The following is a 21,880-nucleotide window of genomic DNA, read 5'->3' as shown; positions in this document are numbered from 1 at the left end:
GATCAGTACAACCGGGCGCGCGCTTCCTTCGAGATCACCTCGGGCTGGCGCACCGGGGTGGCGCTGCCGGAGGCGAAGAAGGGATTGTTCCTGTAACCACCGCCGAAGCGCGCGCCCAGCACCTTGCTGCCGATCTTCACCAGGGCCAGGGCCGTGCCGACCGGCGTCTTGGGAATCTTGCGGTAGGCAGACTCGGTGTTGGCGTTGATGTGCGAAGCGCCGAGCTGGGCATCGAGTTCGGCCGGCGTGGCATCCAGGCAGGCGCGCACGATGCCGACGTAAGACACCTTGGGGTCGCGCGGCGTGTTCCCGATCGGCGTGCGGCAGCAGGCGGCGTACCAGCGGTACAGGCCTTTCGGACTGAGCGACATGCAGGCCAGCTGCTCCAGGCCTTGCGTGAAGCGCAGGCCCGACGGCAAGGCCGCCGCCACTTCGGTGCCGCCGGCGCCGTCGAGGATTTCGACCTCGTTGCCGAGGAAGCGTGCAAAGGCGCGGCAGTCGCGGCAATAGCACTTCGCGCGCGCAGCCACCGCGCTCGTCTCCAATTCTCCCTGCAGCTTGCCGCAGTGGCAGCGTACCCGTATGCCCATCGATCCCTCCGTTCAGAAGAAATGCCGCCAGTCTTCGAGCCACCCCGGGAAGGCGGTCGCCTCCATCGGATTGGCGATGTGGTAACCCTGGGCATAGGTGCAGCCCAGGCCTTGCAGGAAATCCCAGTCCTGGCGCGTTTCCACGCCCACGGCCACCGACATGCGGTCCAGGCTGTGCGCCAGGCCCAGGCAGGAGCGCAGCACGGTGCCCAGCGGGCGGCGCTTCGAGGCGCCGTCGACGAAACTGCGGTCGATCTTCAGCTCCGAGAACGGAATGCGCGCCAGCAGCTGCAAATTCGAGCGTCCGGTGCCGTAGTCGTCGATGGCCAGGCCAAAGCCCATCATGCGCAGGCGCACCAGGCGTTCGATGAAGTTCGGGTCTTCGTTCAGGACCGAGGATTCCGGCATCTCGAAGGTGATGTAGTCCGCCAGCACCGCGTGGCGCCCCAGGCAGGCCGTGATCTGGCGCAGGAAGGCCGGATGGGCAAGCGTTTCGGGCGCCAGGTTGATCGAGATGGAAATCGGCGTGCCCTGGTCGTGGAACCAGCGGCAGCGCTCGACCGACAGCTCGATCATGCTCCAGTCGAGGAAGTCGATGCGGTTGTTCTGCTCCAGCGCGTCCATGAAGGCGCCGGGGCCGAGGATGCCGTGCTCGGGGTGGCGCCAGCGCGCAAACACTTCCAGCCCTTTCACCTGGCCGGTGGCCAGCTCGATCTTCGGCTGGAAGAAGGGTTCGAACTGGCGCTTCTGCAGGCCCACGCCCACTTCGGCAAAGGAAAAGCGCGGCGACGCCTCGCCCGCAGCGGGCAGCGCCGGCGGCAGGTAGTTGTCGAGCAGGGGTTTGAGCTTGGCGGCGGTGACCGGCTTGGCGATGGAGCCGAGCAGGTCGATGCCATACACCTGGGCCAGGGTCTCGACCGAGAACAGCAGGTTGGCTGGCTGGGCGCCGGTGACGACCAGGCTGATGCCGGTGTCGAGGGTGGCCAGGTTGCGGATCAGTTCTAGCCCGTCCATGCCCGGCAGGCCGAGGTCGATGATGGCGACGTGCAGGCGCGGCGTGAAGCTGGCCTGGAAGGTGCGCAGCGCCATGTGCCCGTCGGGCACGTCGGTAACGCGGCTGGCGCCGAGCCGGCCCAGCATCTCGACCAGGGCGGCGCGCTGGCCGTTGTCGGCCTCGGCGACCAGGAAGTGCAGATGCGCGATGTCCATGTCTACTCCAGGGTTGAAACGCCGGGTTAATTCTACAATGCGCGACGGTGCGCTAGCGTGCTGCCTGCTGCTGGCGCAGCTGCTCGAAGAAGCATACCGCCGCCGCCGCCGCCACGTTCAGCGACTCGACCTGGCCCGCATGCGGGATCACCACCTGGTGCGAGGCCAGCGCCATCAATTCGTCGGCCACGCCCTGCCCTTCGTGCCCGAGCAGCCAGGCGGTCGGCTGGCGCAAATCGACATCGTACAGCTGCTGCTCGGCATAGCCGCTCATGGCCAGCACCGCGATCTTCGATGCGCGGATCAATTCGGCCAGGTCGACGTTCTCGAAAATCTCCACCACGAAGTGGGCGCCCATCGCGGCGCGCAGCACCTTCGGCGACCAGCAGAAGGCCGTGCCCGGGCTGCAGAATACCTGGGTGATACCGGCCGCTGCTGCACTGCGCAGGATGGAGCCGGCATTGCCCGGGTCCTGCACGCCATCGAGCAGCACGGCGGAGACCAGCATGGCCGAAGGCGCCTGCGGATGCGGGGTCTCGACCAGGAACATCAGGTTCACGCCATGCTCGACCTGGCTCAGCGCCCCGAACAGCGCATCGGGCAGCGCCGTCACGTGGCCGCGCAGCTGTTCGACGCGGGCGACGATGTTGCCGACTTCCGGATTGTGCAGCGCTTCTTCCGACACCACGCAGTGCAGCGGGGCGCCGCGCAGGTCTAGCCAGGACTGGCACAGGTGCACGCCGTCGAGCAGGGTGCGGCCGGCCTTGCGGCGCGCCTGCGAGCTCGATGCCAGGGCCTTGAGTTCTTTATAAAAGGCGTTGTCGCGCGAGCTGATGGTCTTCATGCGACGGCCACTTCTTCGGGCGCCGCGAACAAATCCACCTGCAACAAATTGCGCACCGGTGCGAACGAACGGCGGTGCGCCGGCGACGGGCCGTGCAGGCGCAAGCGTTCCAGGTGCAGGGCCGTGCCATAGCCCTTGTGCTGGTCGAAGCAGTAGTCCGGGTACAGCGCGTGCAGGCGCACCAGTTCGGCGTCGCGCGCGGTCTTGGCCAGGATCGAGGCGGCGGAAATCGCGTGGCACTTGTCGTCGCCTTCAACCACGGCGTGGGCGCGAATGTCCATGGTCGGGCAGCGGTTGCCGTCGATCAGGGCAAAGGTCGGCACCGTTTGCAGCGCTTCCACCGCGCGGCGCATGGCCAGCATGGTGGCGTGCAGGATGTTCAGGGTGTCGATCTCTTCGCAGGAGGCCTGGGCGATGGCCCAGGCCAGCGCGTGCTCGCGGATCTGCGGGGCCAGTTCGTCGCGCCGCGCTTCGCTCAGCTTCTTCGAGTCGCGCAGGCCCTCGATCGGGCGCTTCGGGTCGAGGATGACGGCGGCGGCGAATACCGGCCCAGCCAGCGGGCCGCGCCCGGCCTCGTCGACGCCGCAGACGATGTCGAGCTCGGTGAACGGACGCAGCCGGGGCGGCAGGCCGGGATAGAAGTTGACGCGCTTTTTACTCATCTGCTGCTTATGAATCTCTCAGAACTTGTCTTTTATGCGGTTGAATTCGCGCATTTTGAATGCCGAGTATTGTACGCGTACATGGGGGGGCGTGAAAGCAGAGCCGCAGGGCTGCGCGCGCCGTTAGCTGCGACACCGTAGGGTGGGCACTCCGTGCCCACGCGGTTACGTGTCGATCCGAAGTCCGCATCCGCGATGATTCGCTCCGCACAGCCAAACGTGGATGACACGCTAGCGAGACGCATTTGGAGGCGCCGGCACAAAGCAGCGGTCACGTCAAAACGCGGCGCCAACTCGGCGCGCAGTTCCGCGTGGGCACGGAGTGCCCACCCTACGCGCGCGACCCGATCACCTGCAACACCGCCTGCGCACTCTCCTGCGCGCTGTTTCGCAACAGGCTATGGTGCATGTCGGTGAACCGCGCCGCCAGCCTGTCACGCAGCGCCGTGTCGTTCAGCTGCTGCCACACGGCCTCGCTCAGGGCCTCCGGCGTGGCCGCATGCTGCAGGTATTCCGGCACCACCCACTCACGCGCCAGGATGTTAGGCAAACCGATCCACGGCAGGTAGCCCATGTGGCGCATGATTTCCCACGACGCGCGCATGACCTTGTAGGCGATCACCATCGGCTTCTTGAACAGCGCCACTTCCAGCGTCGCCGTGCCGGAGGCCACCAGCACCGCATCGGCAGCGGCAATCGCGGTATGCGACTGGCCGTCGAGCAGTGTCAAGGGGACATCGGCCAGGCCGGCTTTCGCCACGATCTCATTGAAGTAAGTGCGCTGCTTGTCGCCCGCCATCGGCACCACGAAGCGCAAGGCAGGATCGCGCTTGGCCAGCAGGCCGGCGGTCCGCACGAAGGTCTCGGCCAGGTACTTCAGTTCGCCCATGCGCGAGCCCGGCATGATGGCGACCACGCGCGCATCGGCGGGCAGTCCCAGCGCGGCGCGCGCGCCCACGGTATCCGGCACCAGCGGGATGGTCTCGGCCAGCGGATGCCCGATATACGTCACCGGCACGCCGGCGTCCTTGTAGATCTGTTCCTCGAACGGGAAGATCACCAGCATGTGCGACACCGCGCGCTGGATCTTCTTGATGCGCCCGCCGCGCCAGGCCCAGATCTGCGGGCCGACGAAGTGCAGGGTCGGAATGCCGCCCGCGCGCAGTTGCTCTTCCAGCCCGAGGTTGAAGCCGGGGTAGTCGGCGCCGATGAAGGCGGCCGGACGTTCGGCAAGCAAGCGGTCGCGCAGGCGGTTCTGGATGCCCTTGATTTCGCGGTAGCGCGGGATGATCTCGAACAGGCCGCGCACCGTCAGCGTCTCGATCGGCACGTCCGACACGAGCCCTTGCTCGATCATGCGCGGGCCGCCGATGCCGTGGAAGCGGGCGTCGGGAAGATGGGGACGCAGCCCTGCGAGCAGGCGTGCGGCGAGCATGTCGCCGGACACCTCGCCGGCGACCAGGGCCAGCGAGATGTCCGAGCCTGCAAGCTTATCGGACGATGCCACGGGTGATGGTGCCGAGGAAGTCGAGCACGGCGCGGATATCTCCTGCGGCTTCAGGCGAGGCGCCCTCTTCCTGCGCCAGCGCGGCCTTGGCTTCTTCCAGCGTCAGGCCGCTGCGGTACAGGTGCTTGTAGGCGGCGCGGATGCCGTCGATCTGGGCGCGCGTGAAGCCGCGTCGCTTCAGGCCTTCGGTGTTGACGCCGCGCGCGGCGGCCGGGTTCCCGGACACCATCACGAAGGGCGGCACGTCCTGGGTCAGGCTGGTGTACATGCCGATGAAGGCATGCGCGCCGATCTTGCAGAACTGGTGCACGCCGGCGTAGCCGGACAGGATCGCGTGGTCGCCCACGTGCACGTGGCCCGCCAATTGCGCATTGTTCGAGAAGATCGTGTGGCTGCCGACCTGGCAGTCGTGCGCCAGGTGGACGTAGGCCGAGATCCAGTTGTCGTCGCCCAGGCGGGTCACGCCTTCGTCCTGGGCGGTGCCGAGGTTGAAGGTGACGAATTCGCGGATGGTATTGCCGTTGCCGATTTCCAGGCGCGTCGGTTCGCCCTTCCACTTCTTGTCCTGCGGCGCGGCGCCGATGGAACCGAACTGGAAGAACTTGTTGTCTTCGCCGATCGTCGTGTGGCCTTCGATGACCACGTGCGGGCCGACCACGGTGCGTGCGCCGATGCGCACGTGCGGGCCGATGATCGAGTACGGGCCGACCTCGACCGAGCTGTCGAGCTCGGCCTGCGGATCGACGATCGCGGTCGGGTGGATCTTGCTCATTTACCCCTCCGTGCTTCCATCTGCCGGTGCGGCACCCTTCATCGTCGCCTCTGCAGCGCCGCGGATGGTGCACATCAGGTCGCCCTCGACGGCCACTTTTCCGTCGACGCTGGCGGTGGCCTTGTACTTCCAGATGCCGCGCGCCTGGCGCAGGATCTCGACTTCCATCACCAGCTGGTCGCCCGGTTCGACCGGACGCTTGAAGCGCGCGTTGTCGATGCCGACGAAATAGACCACCGAGTTCTCGTCCGGCTTGACGTTCATGGTCATGAACGACAGGATGGCGGCGGTCTGCGCCAGCGCCTCGATCATCAGGACGCCCGGCATCACCGGCTTGTGCGGGAAGTGACCGTTGAAGAATTCTTCGTTGACGGTGACGTTCTTGATGGCGGTGATGCGCTTGCCGAGTTCGACGTCGAGCACGCGGTCGACCAGCAGCAGCGGGTAGCGGTGCGGCAGGTATTCCTTGATGCCGTTGATGTCGAGGGTGATCTTCTTGGTATCAGTCGTCATTTTTCTGTTCTTGGGTTCTGCTCGATGAGCGTCTTGATGGTTTTTTCCAGCGTGCGGATCTTCTCGCGCATGGAATTCAGGTTGCGCACGATAGCCGCCGACTTTTCCCACTCGGCGTTCTTCGCCAGCGGATAGAAGCCGGTGTACTGGCCCGGCTCGAGTACCGAACGCGAGACCATCGAGCCCGAGGAAATGTGCACGTTGTCGGCGATTTCCAGGTGGCCCAGCACCATGGCGGCGCCACCGAAGGTGCAGCGGCTGCCGATCTTGGCGCTGCCGGCCACGCCGACGCAGCCGGCCATCGCAGTGTGCGCGCCGATGTGGCAGTTGTGGCCGATCTGGATCTGGTTGTCGAGCTTGACGCCGTCTTCGATGACGGTGTCGGCCAGCGCGCCGCGGTCGATCGATGTATTCGAGCCGATGTCGACGTCGTCGCCGATCACCACGCGCCCGGTCTGCGGAATCTTGATGTACACGCCCGCCTCGACCGCGAAGCCGAAGCCGTCGCCGCCGATCACGGCGCCCGAGTGCACGATGCCGCGCGCGCCGATGATGCAGCCGCGGTGGAAGGTCACGTTCGGGTGGAAGCGCGTGCCCTCGCCCACCACCGCCTTGCGGCCGACGAAGCAGCCGTGCTCGATGATGGCATTGGCCTTGACCACGGCGCCGGCTTCGATCGTCACGTGCGGGCCGATGTGGGCCGTGGCATCGATCTCGGCGCCGGCGCCGACCGTCGCGCTCGGGTGGATGCCGGGTACGACGGCTTCTTCTTCCAGCGACACGAAGTACTGGGCCGCGCGTGCGAAATAGGCGTAGGGATTGGTGGTGACGATGCGGCTGCCGCCGTAGGTGGCGGCGACCGACGGGTCGTCCAGCGGCGACAGGATCAGCGCGGCGGCCGAGCTTTGCGCGGCCAGCGCGCGCAGCTTGCTGTTGCTGAGGAAGCTGATCTGGGTGGCGTCGGCGCTGTCGAGGGGAGCGATGGCGCTGACGACGAGGTCGGCGTTGCCGACGAGCTGGCCGCCGAAGCGCTCGACCAGGTCGCCCAGGCGCACGCCGCGGGGGGTTTGTTCGCGTTGTTCCAAAACTTTACTTGTCCAGCTGTTTCAGGATCTTGTCGGTGATATCGATGCGCGGGCTCGACCACGCGGCTTCCTGCAGCACGGCGTCGAGTTTTTCCTGCTCGGCGATCTGTTCGATCAGCTTGAAGGCCTTGGTGGCGATGGCGGCGCGCTCTTCGCTCTTGCGCTGCATCAGGTCTTCCTGGAACTCGCGGTTCATGCGCTGCACGTCTTTTTCCATGTCGAACAGTTCGCGCGCGCGGCGGGTGCGCTCGATGTCGGTCAGGCGCGGCGCGTCGGCGTCGAACTTCTCGCTCATCTGCTTGAACTTGGTCACCATCTCTTCGTTCGTCTTTTGACGCTTCGAGAATTCGGCCTGGATCTTGGCGTCGGCCGCCTTGGCCATCTTCGATTCCGTCATCAGGCGTTCGGTGAACACGAAGCCGATGCGGCTCGGCGCGTTCTGCGCCTGGGCCAGCGGAGCGGCGCACAGGGCTGCCAGCAGCAGGGTCCCGGGCAAGGCTTTCAGATTTTTCAACATGGTTCTCCGCGGTTAAAAGGAAAGACGAAAGATTGGGTGCGCAAACGCAGCGTCAGAAGCCCGTCCCCATCTGGAACTGGAAGCCTTCGATCTGGTCGCCCTCTTTCTTGTTCAGCGGCTTGGCGAACGACAGGCGCAGCGGGCCGACCGGCGAGATCCACGACAGGCCGATACCGGCCGAGTAGCGCATTTCCTGCAGGCGGATCGGCGATTTTTCCTGGAACACCTGGCCGCCGTCGGTGAAGACGAACCAGCGCAGGCTGCGGTCCTTGCTGCTGCCCGGGAACGGGAACTGCAGCTCGGCGTTGCCGATCAGGCGCTTCGAGCCGCCGATGGCATCGCCGTAGATCGGATCGACCACGCCCAGGGTCGAGCTTTCGTAGCCGCGCACCGAACCGATGCCGCCGGCGTAGAAGTTCTTGAAGACCGGGTATTCCTTGCCGCCGATGCCCTTGCCGTAGTCGAACTCGCCGCGCACGGCCAGCGTCATCCACGAGGTCAGCGGACGGTACCACTGGTGCTCGTAGACGGCGCGGAAGTACTTCGAGTCGCCGATCACGTCGACCTCGAGGTTGGCGCGCTGGTAGCGGCCGAAGCTCGGGGTCAGCGCGCTGTCGCGGCTGTCGCGGCCCCAGGCCACGGTCAGCGGGATGGCGATGCTTTCGCCGGTACCCACGCCCGAGTACGGTCCCGAGTTCGGGCCGCCGTTCTGGCGCACGAACTGCTTGTAGATTTCCGGGCTGGTGGTGTCGGTGGTCAGCGTGGTGCGCTCGAGGCCGGCGCCGAAGTAGACGGTGTCGGTTTCCGAGAACGGCACGCCGAAGGTCATGTTGCCGCCGGTCTGGCGCACCGTGTACGAACCGATGTTCGACAGCGGCGGACGCGTGGTGCGGTGGTAGACCTGGAACGAGCGCGACACGCCGTCGTCGGTGAAGTACGGGTTGGTGTTCGAGACGGCGAAGGTGCGGCTGTACTTCGAGGTGTTGATGTCGAAGCCGACGGTCTGGCCGCTGCCGGCGAAGTTCGCCTGCTGCACGCCCATCGTGAAGGTGAACTTCTCGGCCTGCGAGAACGAGCCGCCGATCGTGAAGTTGCCGGTCGGGCGTTCCTCGACCGTCATGTTGACGTCGACCTGGTCGGAGCTGCCCGGCGACTCCGGCGTTTCGATCTTCACGTCCTTGAAGTAGCCGAGGCGGTCGACGCGGTCGCGCGAGAGCTTGACGCGGTCGGCGTCGTACCACGAGCTTTCGAACTGGCGGAACTCGCGGCGGATGACTTCGTCGCGGCTCACGGTGTTGCCCGAGATGTTGATGTGGCGGACGTAGGCGCGCTTGCCCGGATCGACGGTAAAGGTGAAGGCGACTTCGCGCTTCTCGCGGTCGAGGACCGGGTCGGCATTCACGTTGGCAAAGGCGTAGCCGAAGCTGCCCAGGCGCGCGGCGATGCGCTTGCTCGAGGCTTCCTGCAGCGCGCCGGAGTACGGCTTGCCCGCTTCGAGCACGATCAGCTGGCGCAGTTCTTCCTCGCGCCCGAAGGTCTCGCCTTCGAGCTTCACGCTCGAGACGGTGTACTTCTCGCCCTCGGTGATGTTGATGGTGAGGTAGATGTCCTTCTTGTCCGGGGTGATCGCCACCTGCGTCGATTCGACGTTCGCCTCCAGGTAGCCGCGGTCCAGGTAGTAGGACTTGATCGCTTCCAGGTCGCCGGTCAGCTTGGTCTTCGAGTACTGGTCGGCCTTCGAGTACCAGGTGAACCAGCCCGAGGTGGACAGCTGCAGGATCTCGCGGATCTGCTTGTCCGAGACCACCTTGTTGCCGACGATGTTGATCTGCTTGATGCGCGCGACCTCGCCTTCGTCGACGTTGAACATCACGTTCACGCGGTTACGCTCGATCGGGGTGACGGTGGTCGTGATCTTCACGCCGTACATGCCGTGCGAGAGGTACTGGCGCTTGAGTTCCTGCTCGGCGCGGTCGACCGCCGACTTGTCGTAAATCTTGGCTTCGCCCACGCCGATTTCGCGCAGGGCCTTGACCAGCATGTCCTTCTCGAATTCCTTGGCGCCGGTGAAGTCGACGGTGTTAATCGCCGGACGTTCCTCGACCAGCACCACCAGCACGCCGTTTTCTTCTTCGAGGCGGATGTCCTTGAAGAAGCCGGTCGCGTACAGGGCCTTGATGGCGGCGATGGATTTGTCGTTGTCGAAGGTCTCGCCCACGCGCACCGGCAGATAGGTGAACACGGTGCCGGCTTCGGTACGCTGGATGCCTTCGATCCGGATGTCCTTGACGACGAACGGATTGACGGCAAACGCAGGGCCGGCGCACAGCGCCAGCACGGCCGCGCCGATCAGGCTGCGGCGAATGAACGGCAGGGCAAAACGATCTGGTTGTGAATTCATTGGCTAAATAACGGGTCAGTCATTGGACAACATACATATTCTTGTTTGCCGGTGCCGCGGGAAGATCAGAGCAATCGTCCCAGGTCATTGAAGACGGCGAGCGCCATCAGCATGAACAGCAGGCCTACCCCTGCGCGCTGAGCGAATGCCTGGATTCGCTCGGACAGGGGACGCCCGGTCAAAACTTCCAGCGAATAATACAGCAAATGGCCACCATCCAGCACTGGAATTGGTAACAGATTCATTACACCCAGGCTCACGCTGACCACCGCGATGAAGCCCAAAAACGTCGCCAGGCCCATGCGTGCGGTCTGTCCGGCGTAGTCGGCGATGGTCAATGGACCGGTGACATTCTTCAGCGAAGCCTGCCCCGTGACGATCTTCGCGATCATCTTGAAGGTCAGCGCCGTCATCTCCCAGGTGCGCTGCGCGCCCTTCGCGATCGCCTCGAACGGGCCGGCCTGCACGGTCACGAAGTCGACCGCCGGCGCCAGCTGGACCTGGGCCACGCCCTGCCCCTTGGGGTCGCGTACCTTGGGGTCGCGCTCGGGCGTGAGCGGCAGGCGCAGGAGATTGCCGTCGCGCCGCACGTCCAGCTGCAGCGTGCGCCCGGCAGCGGCGCGCACGGTGCGGATGAAATCGCCGGCGTCCAGGAGCGGCTTGCCGTCGGCCGCCACGACCACGTCGCCGCGGCGCAGGCCGGCGCGCTCGCCCGGACCGCCCGCCACCGCCTGCTCCACGACCGGCATGCCGATCCAGACGTTCATGCCGAGCGCGGCCATCACGTCGCCGTCGAGTTCGCCTTCAGGGTCGACGGCGCCGAAGGCGCTGGCCGGAATGGTGGCCGCGTAGCCGCTGCCGTTGGCGCTCTTCACGTCGAAGTGGGCGGCTTGCCTGTCGACCGCCAGATGGGTGACGGCCCAGCGCAGTTCCGAGAACGACTGCACCGGTTCGCCGTTGACGGCCACCACCACGTCGCCGGCGCGCAGGCCGGCGGCATAGGCCGGCGTGTTCGTTTCCATCGCCGCCAGCTTGGCGCTGGGCTCCTGGGCGCCGTGCATGAACAGCACACCGAAGAGGACAATGGCCAGCAGGAAGTTGGCCGTCGGACCGGCGGCGACGATGGCGATGCGCTTCCATACGTTCTGGCGCGTGAATTCGCGCGCCAGGTCGGCTTCGTCCTTCGGCGCCGTGGCCGGGTCGCGCGCATCGAGCATCTGCACGTAGCCGCCCAGGGGCAGCGCGGAAATGGCCCATTCGGTATTGTCGCGGCCGAAGCGGCGCGACCACACGACCTTGCCCATGCCTACCGAAAAGCGCAGGACCTTCACGCCGCACAGGCGCGCAACGAGGTAGTGGCCGAGTTCGTGGAAGACGATCAGCGGCCCCAGCGCGAGGACGAAGCCCGCGGCTGCATACAGGAAGTTCATGGTATCAAGTCCGGGTCGGGTTGCCTGCCAGCGCGGCGACGATCTGCTTCGCTGCCGCGCGGGCACGCTCATCTTGCGCCATCACGGCCGCGATGTCATGCGCTGCGCCATGGGTGTTCTCGTCCATCACGCGGCGCACCACGCGGTCGATGTCGCGAAAGCCGATGCGCCGTTCCAGGAAGGCGTCGACCGCCACTTCATTGGCCGCGTTCAGCAGTGCCGGTGCGGTGCCGCCCGCGCGCAGGGCGTCAAAGGCGAGCGCCAGGCAAGGGAAGCGCGCGAAGTCGGGCTGGTAGAACTGCAGCGCCGCCATCGCCGTCAAATCGAGCTGGGCCACGCCGGAGTCGATCCGCTCCGGGTAGGCCAGCGCGTGCGCGATCGGCGTGCGCATGTCGGGGTTGCCGAGCTGGGCCAGCACCGAGCCGTCGACGTAGGACACCATCGAGTGGATCACGCTTTGCGGGTGGATCACCACCTCGATGCGGTCGGCCGGCGCGCCGAACAGCCAGTGGGCCTCGATCACTTCCAGGCCCTTGTTCATCATGGTGGCGGAGTCGACCGAGATCTTGCGGCCCATCGACCAGTTCGGATGCTTGCAGGCTTCTTCCGGGGTGACGTTTTCCAGCGTCTCGACAGCACGGTTCAGGAAGGGACCGCCCGAGGCCGTGAGCAAAATCTTGGCGACGCCGGAGGCATCCGGCTGGCGCGCGTAATTGCCGGGGAGCGACTGGAAGATCGCGTTGTGCTCGCTGTCGATGGGCAGCAGGGTCGCCTTGTGCTCGCGCACGGCGTCCATGAACAGCTGGCCGGACATGACCAGGGCTTCCTTGTTCGCCAGCAGCACCTTCTTGCCGGCACGGGCGGCGGCCAGGGTCGGGGCCAGGCCGGCGGCGCCGACAATCGCGGCCATCACGGTGTCGGTGTCATCGCTGGAAGCGATCTCGCACAGGGCCGCTTCGCCCCAGGCGACGTCGACCGGCAAGCCTTCGAGCAGGCGCGCCAGTTGCGCGGCGGCTTCCGGGCTGCCGACCACGGCGCGCTGCGGCTTGAACCGGCGGCATTGCGCAGCCAGTTCCTCGACGCGGCTGTGCGCGCTCAGTGCGTACACCTGGTACTGGTCGGGATGACGCGCGAGCACGTCGAGGGTCGAGACGCCGATGGAACCGGTGGCGCCCAGGATGGTGATGCGTTGCATGTGAAGCTCCTTACAGCCCGTGTATTACAGCCCGGGCATTACAGCCCATTTTTACAGCCCGTTTTTAGAGCCAGTTGCCGATCAATGCCGCCAGCGGCAGCACGGGAACCAGGGCGTCGATCCGGTCCAGCACGCCGCCATGGCCGGGCAGCAGGTTGCTGCTGTCCTTCATGCCGGCGCGGCGCTTGAGCTGGGATTCGAACAGGTCGCCGACGACACTGGCGGCGACGATCAGGACCAGGATGGCCCAGGTGGCGACCCAGCCCAGGCTGGCCTGGACGCGCACCGGGAAGGTGTTGGCAAGCGGCGCGCCGGCGAACACGATGACCAGGGTGGCGATGACCAGCACGGCGATGCCGCCGCCGATCGCGCCTTCCCAGGATTTACCGGGCGAGATCGACGGCGCCAGCTTGCGCTTGCCGAAGGCCTTGCCCGAGAAGTAGGCGAAGATGTCGGCGGCCCAGACGATGGCCATCACCGACAGCAGGTACAGCGGAGAATAGGCGAACAGGGCCACGATGGCGGCGAAGCAGCCGACCAGCGACACGGCATACACCACGCTGAGCAGGGTGTTGGCCGTGGAATCGAGCGCCGGCAGGCCGATCTTCAGCGAAGGCACGAAGCGCAGCGCCCACAGCAGCAGCGAGATCGCGTACCAGAACACCGGGTTCGGCTGGGCCGGGCCGAAGAAGGCCCAGGCAAAGGCCGCCGTCCAGAAGGCGGCCACGACCGGGGCCTTGGTCGACTTCGGATTGAACAGGCGGAAGCATTCCCAGATCGCGGCGCCGAAGAACACGGTCGCCACCACCGCGAAGGCTGTGTAGTTGTTGGAATACAGGACCGGCAGCAAAACTGCCAGCAGCACGAGCGCGGTGATGATCCGGGTTTTCAGCATCAGGTTTTGTTCGCTACTTGTTCGCCGGTACGGCCGAAGCGCCGTTCGCGGTGTTGGTAAGACGCGATCGCCGCGTCCAGGGAATCGGCCGAGAAGTCGGGCCAGTAGGTATCGGTAAAGTACAGCTCGGAATACGCCAGCTGCCACAACAGGAAATTGCTGATGCGCTCTTCCCCGCCGGTGCGGATGAACAGGTCGGGCTCGGGCGCATAGGCCATCGCCAGGTGCGGCGCCAGCATTTCTTCGGTGTAGTCGCGCACGCCGGGGTTAGCGGCAACCATCTTGCTTGTCGCCTGCATGATGTCCCAGCGGCCGCCGTAGTTGGCGCACACCGAGACCGTCAGGCGCTTGTTGCCGGCGGTCTTGCGCTCGGCGTTCGCGATCATTTCCTGCAACTTCGGGTCGAAGCGCGAGAGGTCGCCCACGACTTTCAGGCGGATGTCGTTGGCGTGCATCTTCGCCACTTCGCGCTCGAGGGCGGTGACGAAGAGGCGCATCAGCAGCGACACTTCCTCGGCCGGACGGCGCCAGTTTTCCGACGAAAACGCGAACAGCGTCAGGTACTCGACGCCGCGCAGCACGCAGGCCTCGACCACGCCGCGCACGGCCTCGACGCCCTTCACGTGGCCGGCCACGCGCGGCAGCAGCCGCTTGGTCGCCCAGCGGCCATTGCCGTCCATGATGATCGCGACGTGGCGCGGCACGGCCGGCACATCGGGGACTGCAGTCGTCGAACTCTTGAAAATCATAAATCCTTTGCCATCACGGCAATACAGAAAGGAATAAAACAAACGGGCCCCGGGGAACGCGGCAAGCGCGCATGCACGGGGCCAGGGACGCCATCAGCGTTGCGAAGGGGCGTCCGCTCCTGCGTCAGACGGTCAGGACTTCCTTTTCCTTCTCGGCCACCAGCTTGTCGATGTCGGCCACGAACTTGTCGGTCAGCTTCTGGATCTCGTCGGATGCACGGCGCTCGTCGTCTTCCGACGCGGTCTTGTCCTTCACCATTTTCTTCAGCTGCTCGTTAGCGTCGCGGCGGATGTTACGCACGGCGATCTTCGCGTCTTCGGCTTCCGACTTGCACAGCTTGACCATTTCCTTGCGGCGCTCTTCGGTCAGCGGCGGGGTCGGCACGCGCACCATGTCGCCCATGGTCGACGGGTTCAGGCCGAGGTCGGCGTCGCGGATCGCCTTTTCGATGGTGCTCAGCATCTTCTTTTCGTAAGGCGTGACGGCGATCGTGCGCGCATCGGCCAGGGTCAGGTTGGCCACGCCGGAGAGCGGCGTTGGCGAACCGTAGTAATCGACCATCACGTGGTCGAGGATGCCGGTGTGGGCGCGGCCGGTACGCACTTTGGCGAGGTCGGCACGCAGGGTTTCAATCGACTTCGTCATGCGCTCTTGCGCATTCTTTTTGACGTCAGCTAGGGACATGCTGCTCTCCTGTTCTTCAGTATTTCAGAGTTAAATCAAACGTGTACCAGTGTACCTTCGTCTTCGCCCATGATCACGCGCTTGAGCGCGCCGGGCTTGACGATGGAGAACACCTTGATCGGCAGCTTCTGGTCGCGGCACAGGGCGAACGCGGTCGCGTCCATCACCTGCAGGTGCTTGGCGATCGCCTCGTCGAAGGTGATCGACTCGTAGCGCGTTGCGTGCGGATCCTTCTTAGGATCGGCAGTATATACGCCATCGACCTTGGTTGCCTTCAAAACAATCTGGGCCGAGATTTCCGAACCGCGCAGGGCAGCCGCGGTGTCGGTGGTAAAGAAGGGGTTGCCGGTGCCGGCGGCGAACACGACGACCTTGCCTTCTTCCAGGTATTGCAGGGCTTTCGGGCGCACGTAGGGCTCGACCACCTGCTCGATGCCGATGGCCGACATCACGCGTGCGGTGATGCCGACGTGGCGCATGGCGTCGGCCAGGGCCAGGGCGTTCATGACGGTGGCCAGCATGCCCATGTAGTCGGCGGTGGCGCGGTCCATGCCCTGGGCGCCGGGTGCGACGCCGCGGAAGATGTTGCCGCCGCCGATCACGACCGCCAGCTCGACACCCAGCTTGGCCACTTCCGCCACATCGGCCACCATGCGGTCGATGGTGGCGCGGTTGATGCCGAAGGGGTCGTCGCCCATCAGCGCTTCGCCAGACAGCTTGAGGAGGACTCGTTGGTAGGCTGGTTTTGTCATGATGAGGCGCTCTCCTGTAGTGTTCGGTTCGAATTCGGTTCCGGCCGCAGGCACATGGCTTGCGGCCTCATCTGCAAATGTACAGATGGCGGTGAAACTGGCGCGCACGGTGGCGGGCCTGGATGGTCCGCTGCGTATCCCGTACGGTGGGCACCCCGTGCCCACGCGGATGCTCGCATGGTGTTGGCGATGCGATGCATGGTGCTGCATGCGCTGTCGAAATGCCTCGGGAGATGTCTCCGCGACGCATGCCGACGGCCACGAACGGCGTTCCGTTGACGCATCGTTCCGCGTGGGCACGGAGTGCCCACCGTACGGTTACCGCCAACATCCTCGCAACCATGCGAGCAACGCGACGCCCAACCCGTCGTTAAAACCGACGGGTCAAAAAAACGGGCCTTGCGGCCCGCTTTTTCATTACTGCTTGTTGGCAGCCATCTGGGCCGCGACTTCTGCTGCGAAGTCGTCAACCTTTTTCTCGATGCCTTCGCCGACGACGTACATGGTGAAGCCCTTGACGGTCGTGTTGGCGGCCTTCAGCATCTGCTCGATCGACTGCTTGTCGTTCTTCACGAATGCCTGGTTCAGCAGCGACACTTCTTTCAGGTACTTCTGAACCGAACCTTCCAGGCGCTTGGCCAGGATTTCCGGCGACTGGGCTGGCTTGCCTTCGGCAGCTGCCTTGTCCGCATCTTCCTGGGCTTTCAGCTGGGCGACCGAACGCTCTTTCTCGATCATTTCAGCAGGCACTTGCTCAGCCGACAGAGCGACTGGCTTCATCGCGGCGATGTGCATCGCGACGTCCTTGCCGACCTGCTCGTCCGCGCCTTCGTATTCGACCATGACGCCGATACGGGTGCCGTGCAGGTAGGAAGCCAGCTTGCCGGTGGTTTCGAAACGCTGGAAGCGGCGCACGGTCATGTTTTCACCGATCTTGCCGATCAGCGCCGAACGCAGTTCGTCGAAGGTCTGGCCGCCGGCGTCGAGTGCCGACAGGGCTGCCACGTCGGCCGGGTTGTTTTCGGCGATCAGCTTGGCGGCCAGGTTGGCCATGGCCAGGAAGTCGTCGTTCTTGGCGACGAAGTCGGTTTCGCTGTTGATTTCCACCAGCGCGCCGATGTTGCCGGCGATGTAGGTCGCGACGACGCCTTCGGCGGTCACGCGTGCCGACGCTTTCGATGCCTTGCCGCCCAGCTTGACGCGCAGGATCTCTTCGGCACGGCCCATGTCGCCTTCGGCTTCGGTCAGTGCCTTTTTGCATTCCATCATCGGTGCGTCGGTTTTCGCGCGCAGTTCGCCGACCATCGCTGCAGTAATCGCTGCCATGTGTATTCTCCTAAATAGTGAGTCGCAGAGTGAAAACGCCAAACGGCGCTTCCACGACGTTATTGCTGAATTCGTTTTTGCTTGAAAAAAGGGGTGCTCAGTAACCGGCACCCCTTTTAAGAGCCTTGCAAGCTACAGGCAGGACAGGCCTGCCCGGGGCTTACGCCTGCTCGGAGACTTCGACGAAGTCGTCGCCGCCGGCCTTGACCATTTCAACGACTTCGTTGGTGGCGTTGGCACGGCCTTCCAGGATCGCATCGGCGACGCCGCGTGCGTACAGGGTGATGGCTTTCGACGAGTCGTCGTTACCAGGGATCACGTGGGTGACGCCTTCTGGCGAGTGGTTGGTATCGACCACGCCGATGACCGGGATGCCCAGCTTGCCGGCTTCGGTGATGGCGCCCTTGTGGTAGCCGACGTCGACGACGAAGATCGCGTCAGGCACGCCGCCCAGGTCCTTGATGCCGCCGATCGACTTCTGCAGCTTTTCCATTTCGCGCGAGAACATCAGCGCTTCTTTCTTCGACATCTTCTCGACCGAACCGTCTTCGACCTGGGCTTCCATGTCTTTCAGGCGCTTGATCGAGGTCTTGATGGTCTTGAAGTTGGTCAGCATGCCGCCCAGCCAACGCTGGTCGACGTAAGGCACGCCGGCGCGCTGTGCTTCAGCGGCGATGATGTCGCGGGCCTGGCGCTTGGTGCCGACCATCAGGATGGTGCCGCGGTTGGCCGAGATCTGCTTGATGGTTTTCATCGCATCCTGGTACATCGCCATGGTTTTTTCCAGGTTGATGATGTGGATCTTGTTGCGATGACCGAAGATGAACGGCGCCATCTTTGGGTTCCAGAAACGGGTCTGGTGGCCGAAGTGAATACCGGCTTCCAGCATTTCGCGCATAGTAACGGACATGTAATTCTCCAGGGTTAAATTCTTGAATAACGACCAGTCACCTCGAGGGCACCCTTGTCGGTCGCATTCGCGATTTGAATAAATAAAATAGACTACTTTGACAACATTGCTCGATCAGGATCGGAGCAACCCGAGATTCTAGCGGGATTCCGGTTGCTTATCAAGCTTTGCGTGTCATGACGGGGGCTTCGGGAAGCTGCGGCACGGCCAACGCAGGGTGGTAAAACACGAAACCGCGTGGGCACAGCGTGCCCACCCTGTGTCGACTCCTCGGCAGGGGCATACCGCATCACTTATAATGCGGAGGATATTGCAGCGCGCGCAATATTTACTCGGCTGTTACGCGCTGTTACACGAATACTTACCGTTTCCCCAGAATCCTCTTATGTCCATCTCCATCAAAACGCCAGAAGAAATCGAAGGCATGCGCATCGCCGGCCGCCTTGGCGCCGAAGTGCTCGACTACATTACGCCCTTCGTCAAGCCAGGCGTCACCACCGCGGAACTCGACCGCCTGTGCCACGAGTACATGGTCAACGTGCAGGGCACGACCCCTGCCCCGCTGAACTACCAGCCGCCGGGCTATCCGCCCTACCCGAAGTCGGTCTGCACCTCGCTCAACGACGTGATCTGCCACGGCATCCCGAACGACAAGCCGCTGAAAGACGGCGACGTCATGAACATCGACGTCACCGTGATTACGAAAGATGGCTTCCACGGCGACAACAGCCGCATGTTCTTCATCGGCAAACCGTCGATCATGGCCAAGCGCTTGGCGGAAGTCACCTATGAATGCATGTGGCTGGGCATCAGCAAGGTCAAGCCGGGCGCCCACCTGGGCGACATCGGCCACGTGATCCAGCAGCACGCCGAAAAGCACGGCTACAGCGTGGTGCGCGAGTTCTGCGGCCACGGCATCGGCCGCGTCTTCCACGAGGAGCCGCAGGTGCTCCACTACGGCAAACCGGGCACGCTGGAAAAGCTGGAACCGGGCATGATCTTCACCATCGAGCCGATGATCAACGCCGGCAAGCGTGAAATCAAGGCCCTGCCCGACGGCTGGACCATCAAGACCAAGGACCGCAGTTTGTCGGCCCAGTGGGAACACATGATCCTGGTCACCGAAACCGGCTACGAGATCCTGACCCAATCGGCCGGCACCCCGCCGCCGCCGGCCATCGTGCTGCCGCGCGAATCGGTTCCAGCCTAGTCCCTGCCCCAAAAGGACACACCATGCCAGCCGCGCAGCGCGACGAGACGCACCCCGGGACCGGAGCTGAACTCAGGCAGAAGCTGAAAGCCGAACGCCAGGCGCTGTTCGAACGCTTCCGCCATGACGACCGCCCCGAGAAGCTGCTGCGCAGCCTGCGCCGCTGCGTCGACGGCATCCTGGGCGAAGCCTGGCGCGCGGCGCGCCTGCCGGCCAATACGGCCCTGGTGGCGGTCGGCGGCTATGGGCGCGGCGAACTCTTCCCCTACTCCGACGTCGATGTCCTGATCCTGCTCGGCTCCCCGCCCGACGCCATCACGCAAGCCAAGCTCGAAGGCCTGGTCCAGCTGCTCTGGGACCTGGGCCTGGAGATCGGCCACAGCATCCGCACCGTGGACGAATGCCTGAGCGAGTCGGCCGCCGACATCACCGTGCAAACCAGCCTGCTCGAAGCGCGCCTGGTCAGCGGCGACACCGCCCTGTTCGCGCAACTGCAGGCGCGCTACCGCGAAGCGCTCGACCCGCAGGCCTTTTTCCAGGCCAAGACCGCCGAGATGCGCCTGCGCCACGCCAAGTACGAGTACACCGCCTTTGCGCTGGAGCCGAACTGCAAGGAAAGCCCGGGCGCGCTGCGCGACTTGCAGGTGATCCTGTGGGTGGCGAAGGCGGCGGGACTGGCCAATTCCTGGGGCCAGCTGGCCACGCGCGGCCTGATCACGCGCGTCGAGGCGCGCCAGCTGATGGAAAAGGAGCGCGCCTTCAAGGACATCCGCGTGCGCCTGCACCTGCAGACCAACCGGCGCGAAGACCGCCTGCTGTTCGACGTGCAGACGGCGATCGCCGAATCGTTCGGGCTCGCCTCCGACCCGCCGGGACCGGGCGCGCGGCGCGCGTCCGAATACCTGATGCAGCGTTACTACTGGGCGGCGAAGACCGTCACCCAGCTCAATACCATCTTGCTGCAGAACATCGAGGCGCGGCTGTTCCCGCAGCCCTCGGTGCCGCGCCCGCTCAGCTCCTCGTGCGGCGACTGCTTCAACGAGGTGAACGGTTTCATCGACATCGTGCGCGACGATACCTTCGAGACCACGCCGTCGGCGGTGCTGGAGATTTTCGTCGCCATGACGGAGCGGCCCGACATCAAGGGCATGACGGCGCGCACCACGCGCGCGCTCTGGCACGCGCGCAACCTGATCGACGACGACTTCCGCGCCGACCCGGCCAACAAGGCGCGCTTCCTGCGCATATTGAGGGCGCCGGTCGGCCTGGTGCATGCGCTGCGGCGCATGAACGAGTTCGGCGTGCTGGGACGCTACCTGCCCAACTTCCGCAACATCGTCGGCCAGATGCAGCACGACCTCTTCCACGTGTACACCGTGGACCAGCACATCATGATGGTGGTGCGTAACCTGCGCCGCTTCACGATGAGCGAGCATGCCCACGAATACCCGTTCTGCAGCGCCCTGATTGCCAACTTCCGCGACCGCTGGCTGCTGTACGTGGCGGCCCTGTTCCACGACATCGCCAAGGGCCGCGGCGGCGACCATTCGGAACTCGGCAAGACCGACGCCTTCGAGTTCTGCCGCGACCACGGCTTGTCTGAAGAAGACACCGAACTGGTGGTGTTCCTGGTCGAGCAGCACCTGACCATGTCGCAGGTCGCGCAGAAGCAGGATTTGTCGGACCCGGACGTGGTCCAGGCCTTTGCCGGCGTGGTGAAGGACGAGCGCCACCTGACCGCCCTCTACCTGCTGACCGTGGCCGACATCCGCGGCACCAGCCCCAAGGTGTGGAACGCCTGGAAGGCCAAGCTGCTGGAAGACCTGTACCGCATCACCCTGCGCGTGCTGGGCGGCGAGCCGCATTCGGCCGACCGCGAGCTGCGCATGCGCCAGCAGGAAGCCCTGGCCACGCTGCGTTTGTTCGGGCTGCCGGCGAATGCGCACGAGGCGCTGTGGGACCAGCTCGACGTGGTGTATTTCCTGCGCCACGACGCCTCGGACATCGCCTGGCAGACGCGCTGCCTGCACGACAAGCTGGGCAGCGGGCGGCCGGTGGTGAAAGCGCGCCTGGCGCCGATCGGCGAAGGCCTGCAGGTGACGGTGTACGTGAAGGACCAGCCCGATCTGTTCGCGCGCATCTGCAGCTACTTCGACCGCAAGAACTTCAGCATCCTCGACGCCAAGATCCACACCACGCGCGACGGCTATGCACTCGACACCTTCCTGGTCACCGACGCCAACTTCGCCAAGCACTACCGCGACATCATCAGCCTGATCGAGCACGAGCTGTGCGAATTGCTGGTGTCCCAGGCGCCGCTGGGTGCGCCGACGCGTGCTCGCCTGTCGCGCCTGTCGCGCCACTTCCCGATCACGCCGACCGTGGACATGCGCCCGGACGAGCGCGGCCAGAACTACCTGCTGTCGATCGCGGCCCACGACCGCACCGGTTTGCTGTATGCGATTGCGAATGTGCTGACGCGCTACCGCATCAATTTGCACACCGCCAAGATCATGACCCTGGGCGAACGCGTCGAGGACGTGTTCCTGATCGACGGCCCGAACCTGAACAACCCGCGCGTGCAGGTCCAGCTCGAAACCGAGCTGCTGGACGCGCTGTCCAATTAAT

20 protein-coding genes are annotated in these 21,880 nt (G+C 64.8%); 2 read left to right on the top strand and 18 right to left on the bottom strand.

The window, feature by feature from the left end; all coding sequences use genetic code 11:
- Nucleotides 1-2: 2 nt before the first annotated feature.
- The 18 genes from LK540_RS23465 to rpsB form a co-directional block, all read right to left on the bottom strand.
- A complete protein-coding gene (locus tag LK540_RS23465; RefSeq protein WP_229439820.1) occupies nt 3-590 on the bottom strand; it encodes a DUF6151 family protein in 588 nt (195 codons plus the stop codon).
- A gap of 12 nt (nt 591-602) precedes the next feature.
- The gene (locus LK540_RS23460) at nt 603-1,799 is read right to left on the bottom strand and encodes an EAL domain-containing protein (RefSeq protein ID WP_229439819.1); all 1,197 of its coding nucleotides are present in this window, start codon (nt 1,797-1,799) and stop codon (nt 603-605) included.
- 52 nt (nt 1,800-1,851) lie between these two features.
- A complete protein-coding gene (locus LK540_RS23455; protein ID WP_229439818.1) occupies nt 1,852-2,643 on the bottom strand; it encodes an RNA methyltransferase in 792 nt (263 codons plus the stop codon).
- Nucleotides 2,640-3,305 (bottom strand): ribonuclease HII, encoded by a 666-nt coding sequence (gene rnhB / locus LK540_RS23450; RefSeq protein WP_229439817.1) that lies wholly within the window; start codon nt 3,303-3,305, stop codon nt 2,640-2,642. Before rnhB ends, LK540_RS23455 begins: the two co-directional genes overlap by 4 nt.
- Nucleotides 3,306-3,636: 331 nt before the next feature.
- Complete coding sequence (gene lpxB, locus LK540_RS23445; protein WP_229439816.1) at nt 3,637-4,812, bottom strand: lipid-A-disaccharide synthase; 1,176 nt, start codon at nt 4,810-4,812, stop codon at nt 3,637-3,639.
- Complete coding sequence (gene lpxA, locus LK540_RS23440) at nt 4,796-5,584, bottom strand: acyl-ACP--UDP-N-acetylglucosamine O-acyltransferase (RefSeq protein ID WP_229439815.1); 789 nt, start codon at nt 5,582-5,584, stop codon at nt 4,796-4,798. The genes lpxB and lpxA overlap by 17 nt, the downstream gene beginning before the upstream one ends.
- Nucleotides 5,585-6,097: a 3-hydroxyacyl-ACP dehydratase FabZ gene (fabZ, locus tag LK540_RS23435; protein WP_229439814.1), complete on the bottom strand. Its 513-nt coding sequence runs from the start codon at nt 6,095-6,097 to the stop codon at nt 5,585-5,587.
- Nucleotides 6,094-7,182, bottom strand: coding sequence for a UDP-3-O-(3-hydroxymyristoyl)glucosamine N-acyltransferase (lpxD, locus tag LK540_RS23430; protein ID WP_229439813.1), 1,089 nt, complete (start codon nt 7,180-7,182; stop codon nt 6,094-6,096). The genes fabZ and lpxD overlap by 4 nt, the downstream gene beginning before the upstream one ends.
- 4 nt (nt 7,183-7,186) lie before the next feature.
- Nucleotides 7,187-7,699, bottom strand: a complete 513-nt coding sequence (locus LK540_RS23425) for an OmpH family outer membrane protein (protein WP_229439812.1) — start codon at nt 7,697-7,699, stop codon at nt 7,187-7,189.
- 52 nt (nt 7,700-7,751) lie between these two features.
- A complete protein-coding gene (gene bamA / locus LK540_RS23420) occupies nt 7,752-10,100 on the bottom strand; it encodes an outer membrane protein assembly factor BamA (RefSeq protein ID WP_229439811.1) in 2,349 nt (782 codons plus the stop codon).
- Between the two features lie 65 nt (nt 10,101-10,165).
- Nucleotides 10,166-11,530, bottom strand: a complete 1,365-nt coding sequence (gene rseP, locus LK540_RS23415) for an RIP metalloprotease RseP (protein ID WP_229439810.1) — start codon at nt 11,528-11,530, stop codon at nt 10,166-10,168.
- Between the two features lie 4 nt (nt 11,531-11,534).
- Nucleotides 11,535-12,725: a 1-deoxy-D-xylulose-5-phosphate reductoisomerase gene (ispC, locus tag LK540_RS23410; protein ID WP_229439809.1), complete on the bottom strand. Its 1,191-nt coding sequence runs from the start codon at nt 12,723-12,725 to the stop codon at nt 11,535-11,537.
- A 64-nt stretch (nt 12,726-12,789) separates the two neighbouring features.
- Nucleotides 12,790-13,620, bottom strand: coding sequence for a phosphatidate cytidylyltransferase (locus LK540_RS23405; protein WP_229439808.1), 831 nt, complete (start codon nt 13,618-13,620; stop codon nt 12,790-12,792).
- A complete protein-coding gene (uppS, locus tag LK540_RS23400) occupies nt 13,620-14,369 on the bottom strand; it encodes a polyprenyl diphosphate synthase (protein WP_229439807.1) in 750 nt (249 codons plus the stop codon). Before uppS ends, LK540_RS23405 begins: the two co-directional genes overlap by 1 nt.
- Before the next feature lie 124 nt (nt 14,370-14,493).
- On the bottom strand, nt 14,494-15,054 hold the full coding sequence (frr, locus tag LK540_RS23395) for a ribosome recycling factor (RefSeq protein ID WP_229439806.1): 561 nt from the start codon (nt 15,052-15,054) through the stop codon (nt 14,494-14,496).
- A gap of 35 nt (nt 15,055-15,089) precedes the next feature.
- Complete coding sequence (gene pyrH, locus LK540_RS23390; protein ID WP_229439805.1) at nt 15,090-15,806, bottom strand: UMP kinase; 717 nt, start codon at nt 15,804-15,806, stop codon at nt 15,090-15,092.
- A 417-nt stretch (nt 15,807-16,223) separates the two neighbouring features.
- Nucleotides 16,224-17,132 carry a translation elongation factor Ts gene (tsf, locus tag LK540_RS23385; protein ID WP_229439804.1) on the bottom strand — a complete coding sequence of 303 codons (909 nt, stop codon included), beginning with the start codon at nt 17,130-17,132 and terminating at the stop codon, nt 16,224-16,226.
- 160 nt (nt 17,133-17,292) lie between these two features.
- Complete coding sequence (rpsB, locus tag LK540_RS23380; RefSeq protein WP_229439803.1) at nt 17,293-18,042, bottom strand: 30S ribosomal protein S2; 750 nt, start codon at nt 18,040-18,042, stop codon at nt 17,293-17,295.
- 385 nt (nt 18,043-18,427) lie between these two features.
- On the opposite strand from rpsB, the gene map reads away from it, so the two are divergent.
- Both map and LK540_RS23370 read left to right on the top strand, forming a co-directional pair.
- Complete coding sequence (map, locus tag LK540_RS23375; RefSeq protein WP_229439802.1) at nt 18,428-19,252, top strand: type I methionyl aminopeptidase; 825 nt, start codon at nt 18,428-18,430, stop codon at nt 19,250-19,252.
- 23 nt (nt 19,253-19,275) lie between these two features.
- Nucleotides 19,276-21,879 carry a [protein-PII] uridylyltransferase gene (locus LK540_RS23370; RefSeq protein WP_229439801.1) on the top strand — a complete coding sequence of 868 codons (2,604 nt, stop codon included), beginning with the start codon at nt 19,276-19,278 and terminating at the stop codon, nt 21,877-21,879.
- Nucleotide 21,880: the final 1 nt, after the last annotated feature.

Source organism: Massilia sp. IC2-278 (assembly GCF_020708045.1).
Lineage (GTDB): Bacteria > Pseudomonadota > Gammaproteobacteria > Burkholderiales > Burkholderiaceae_D > Telluria.
The sequence above is the reverse complement of the archived record's forward strand: the minus strand, read 5'-3'. Positions and strand labels throughout refer to the sequence as shown.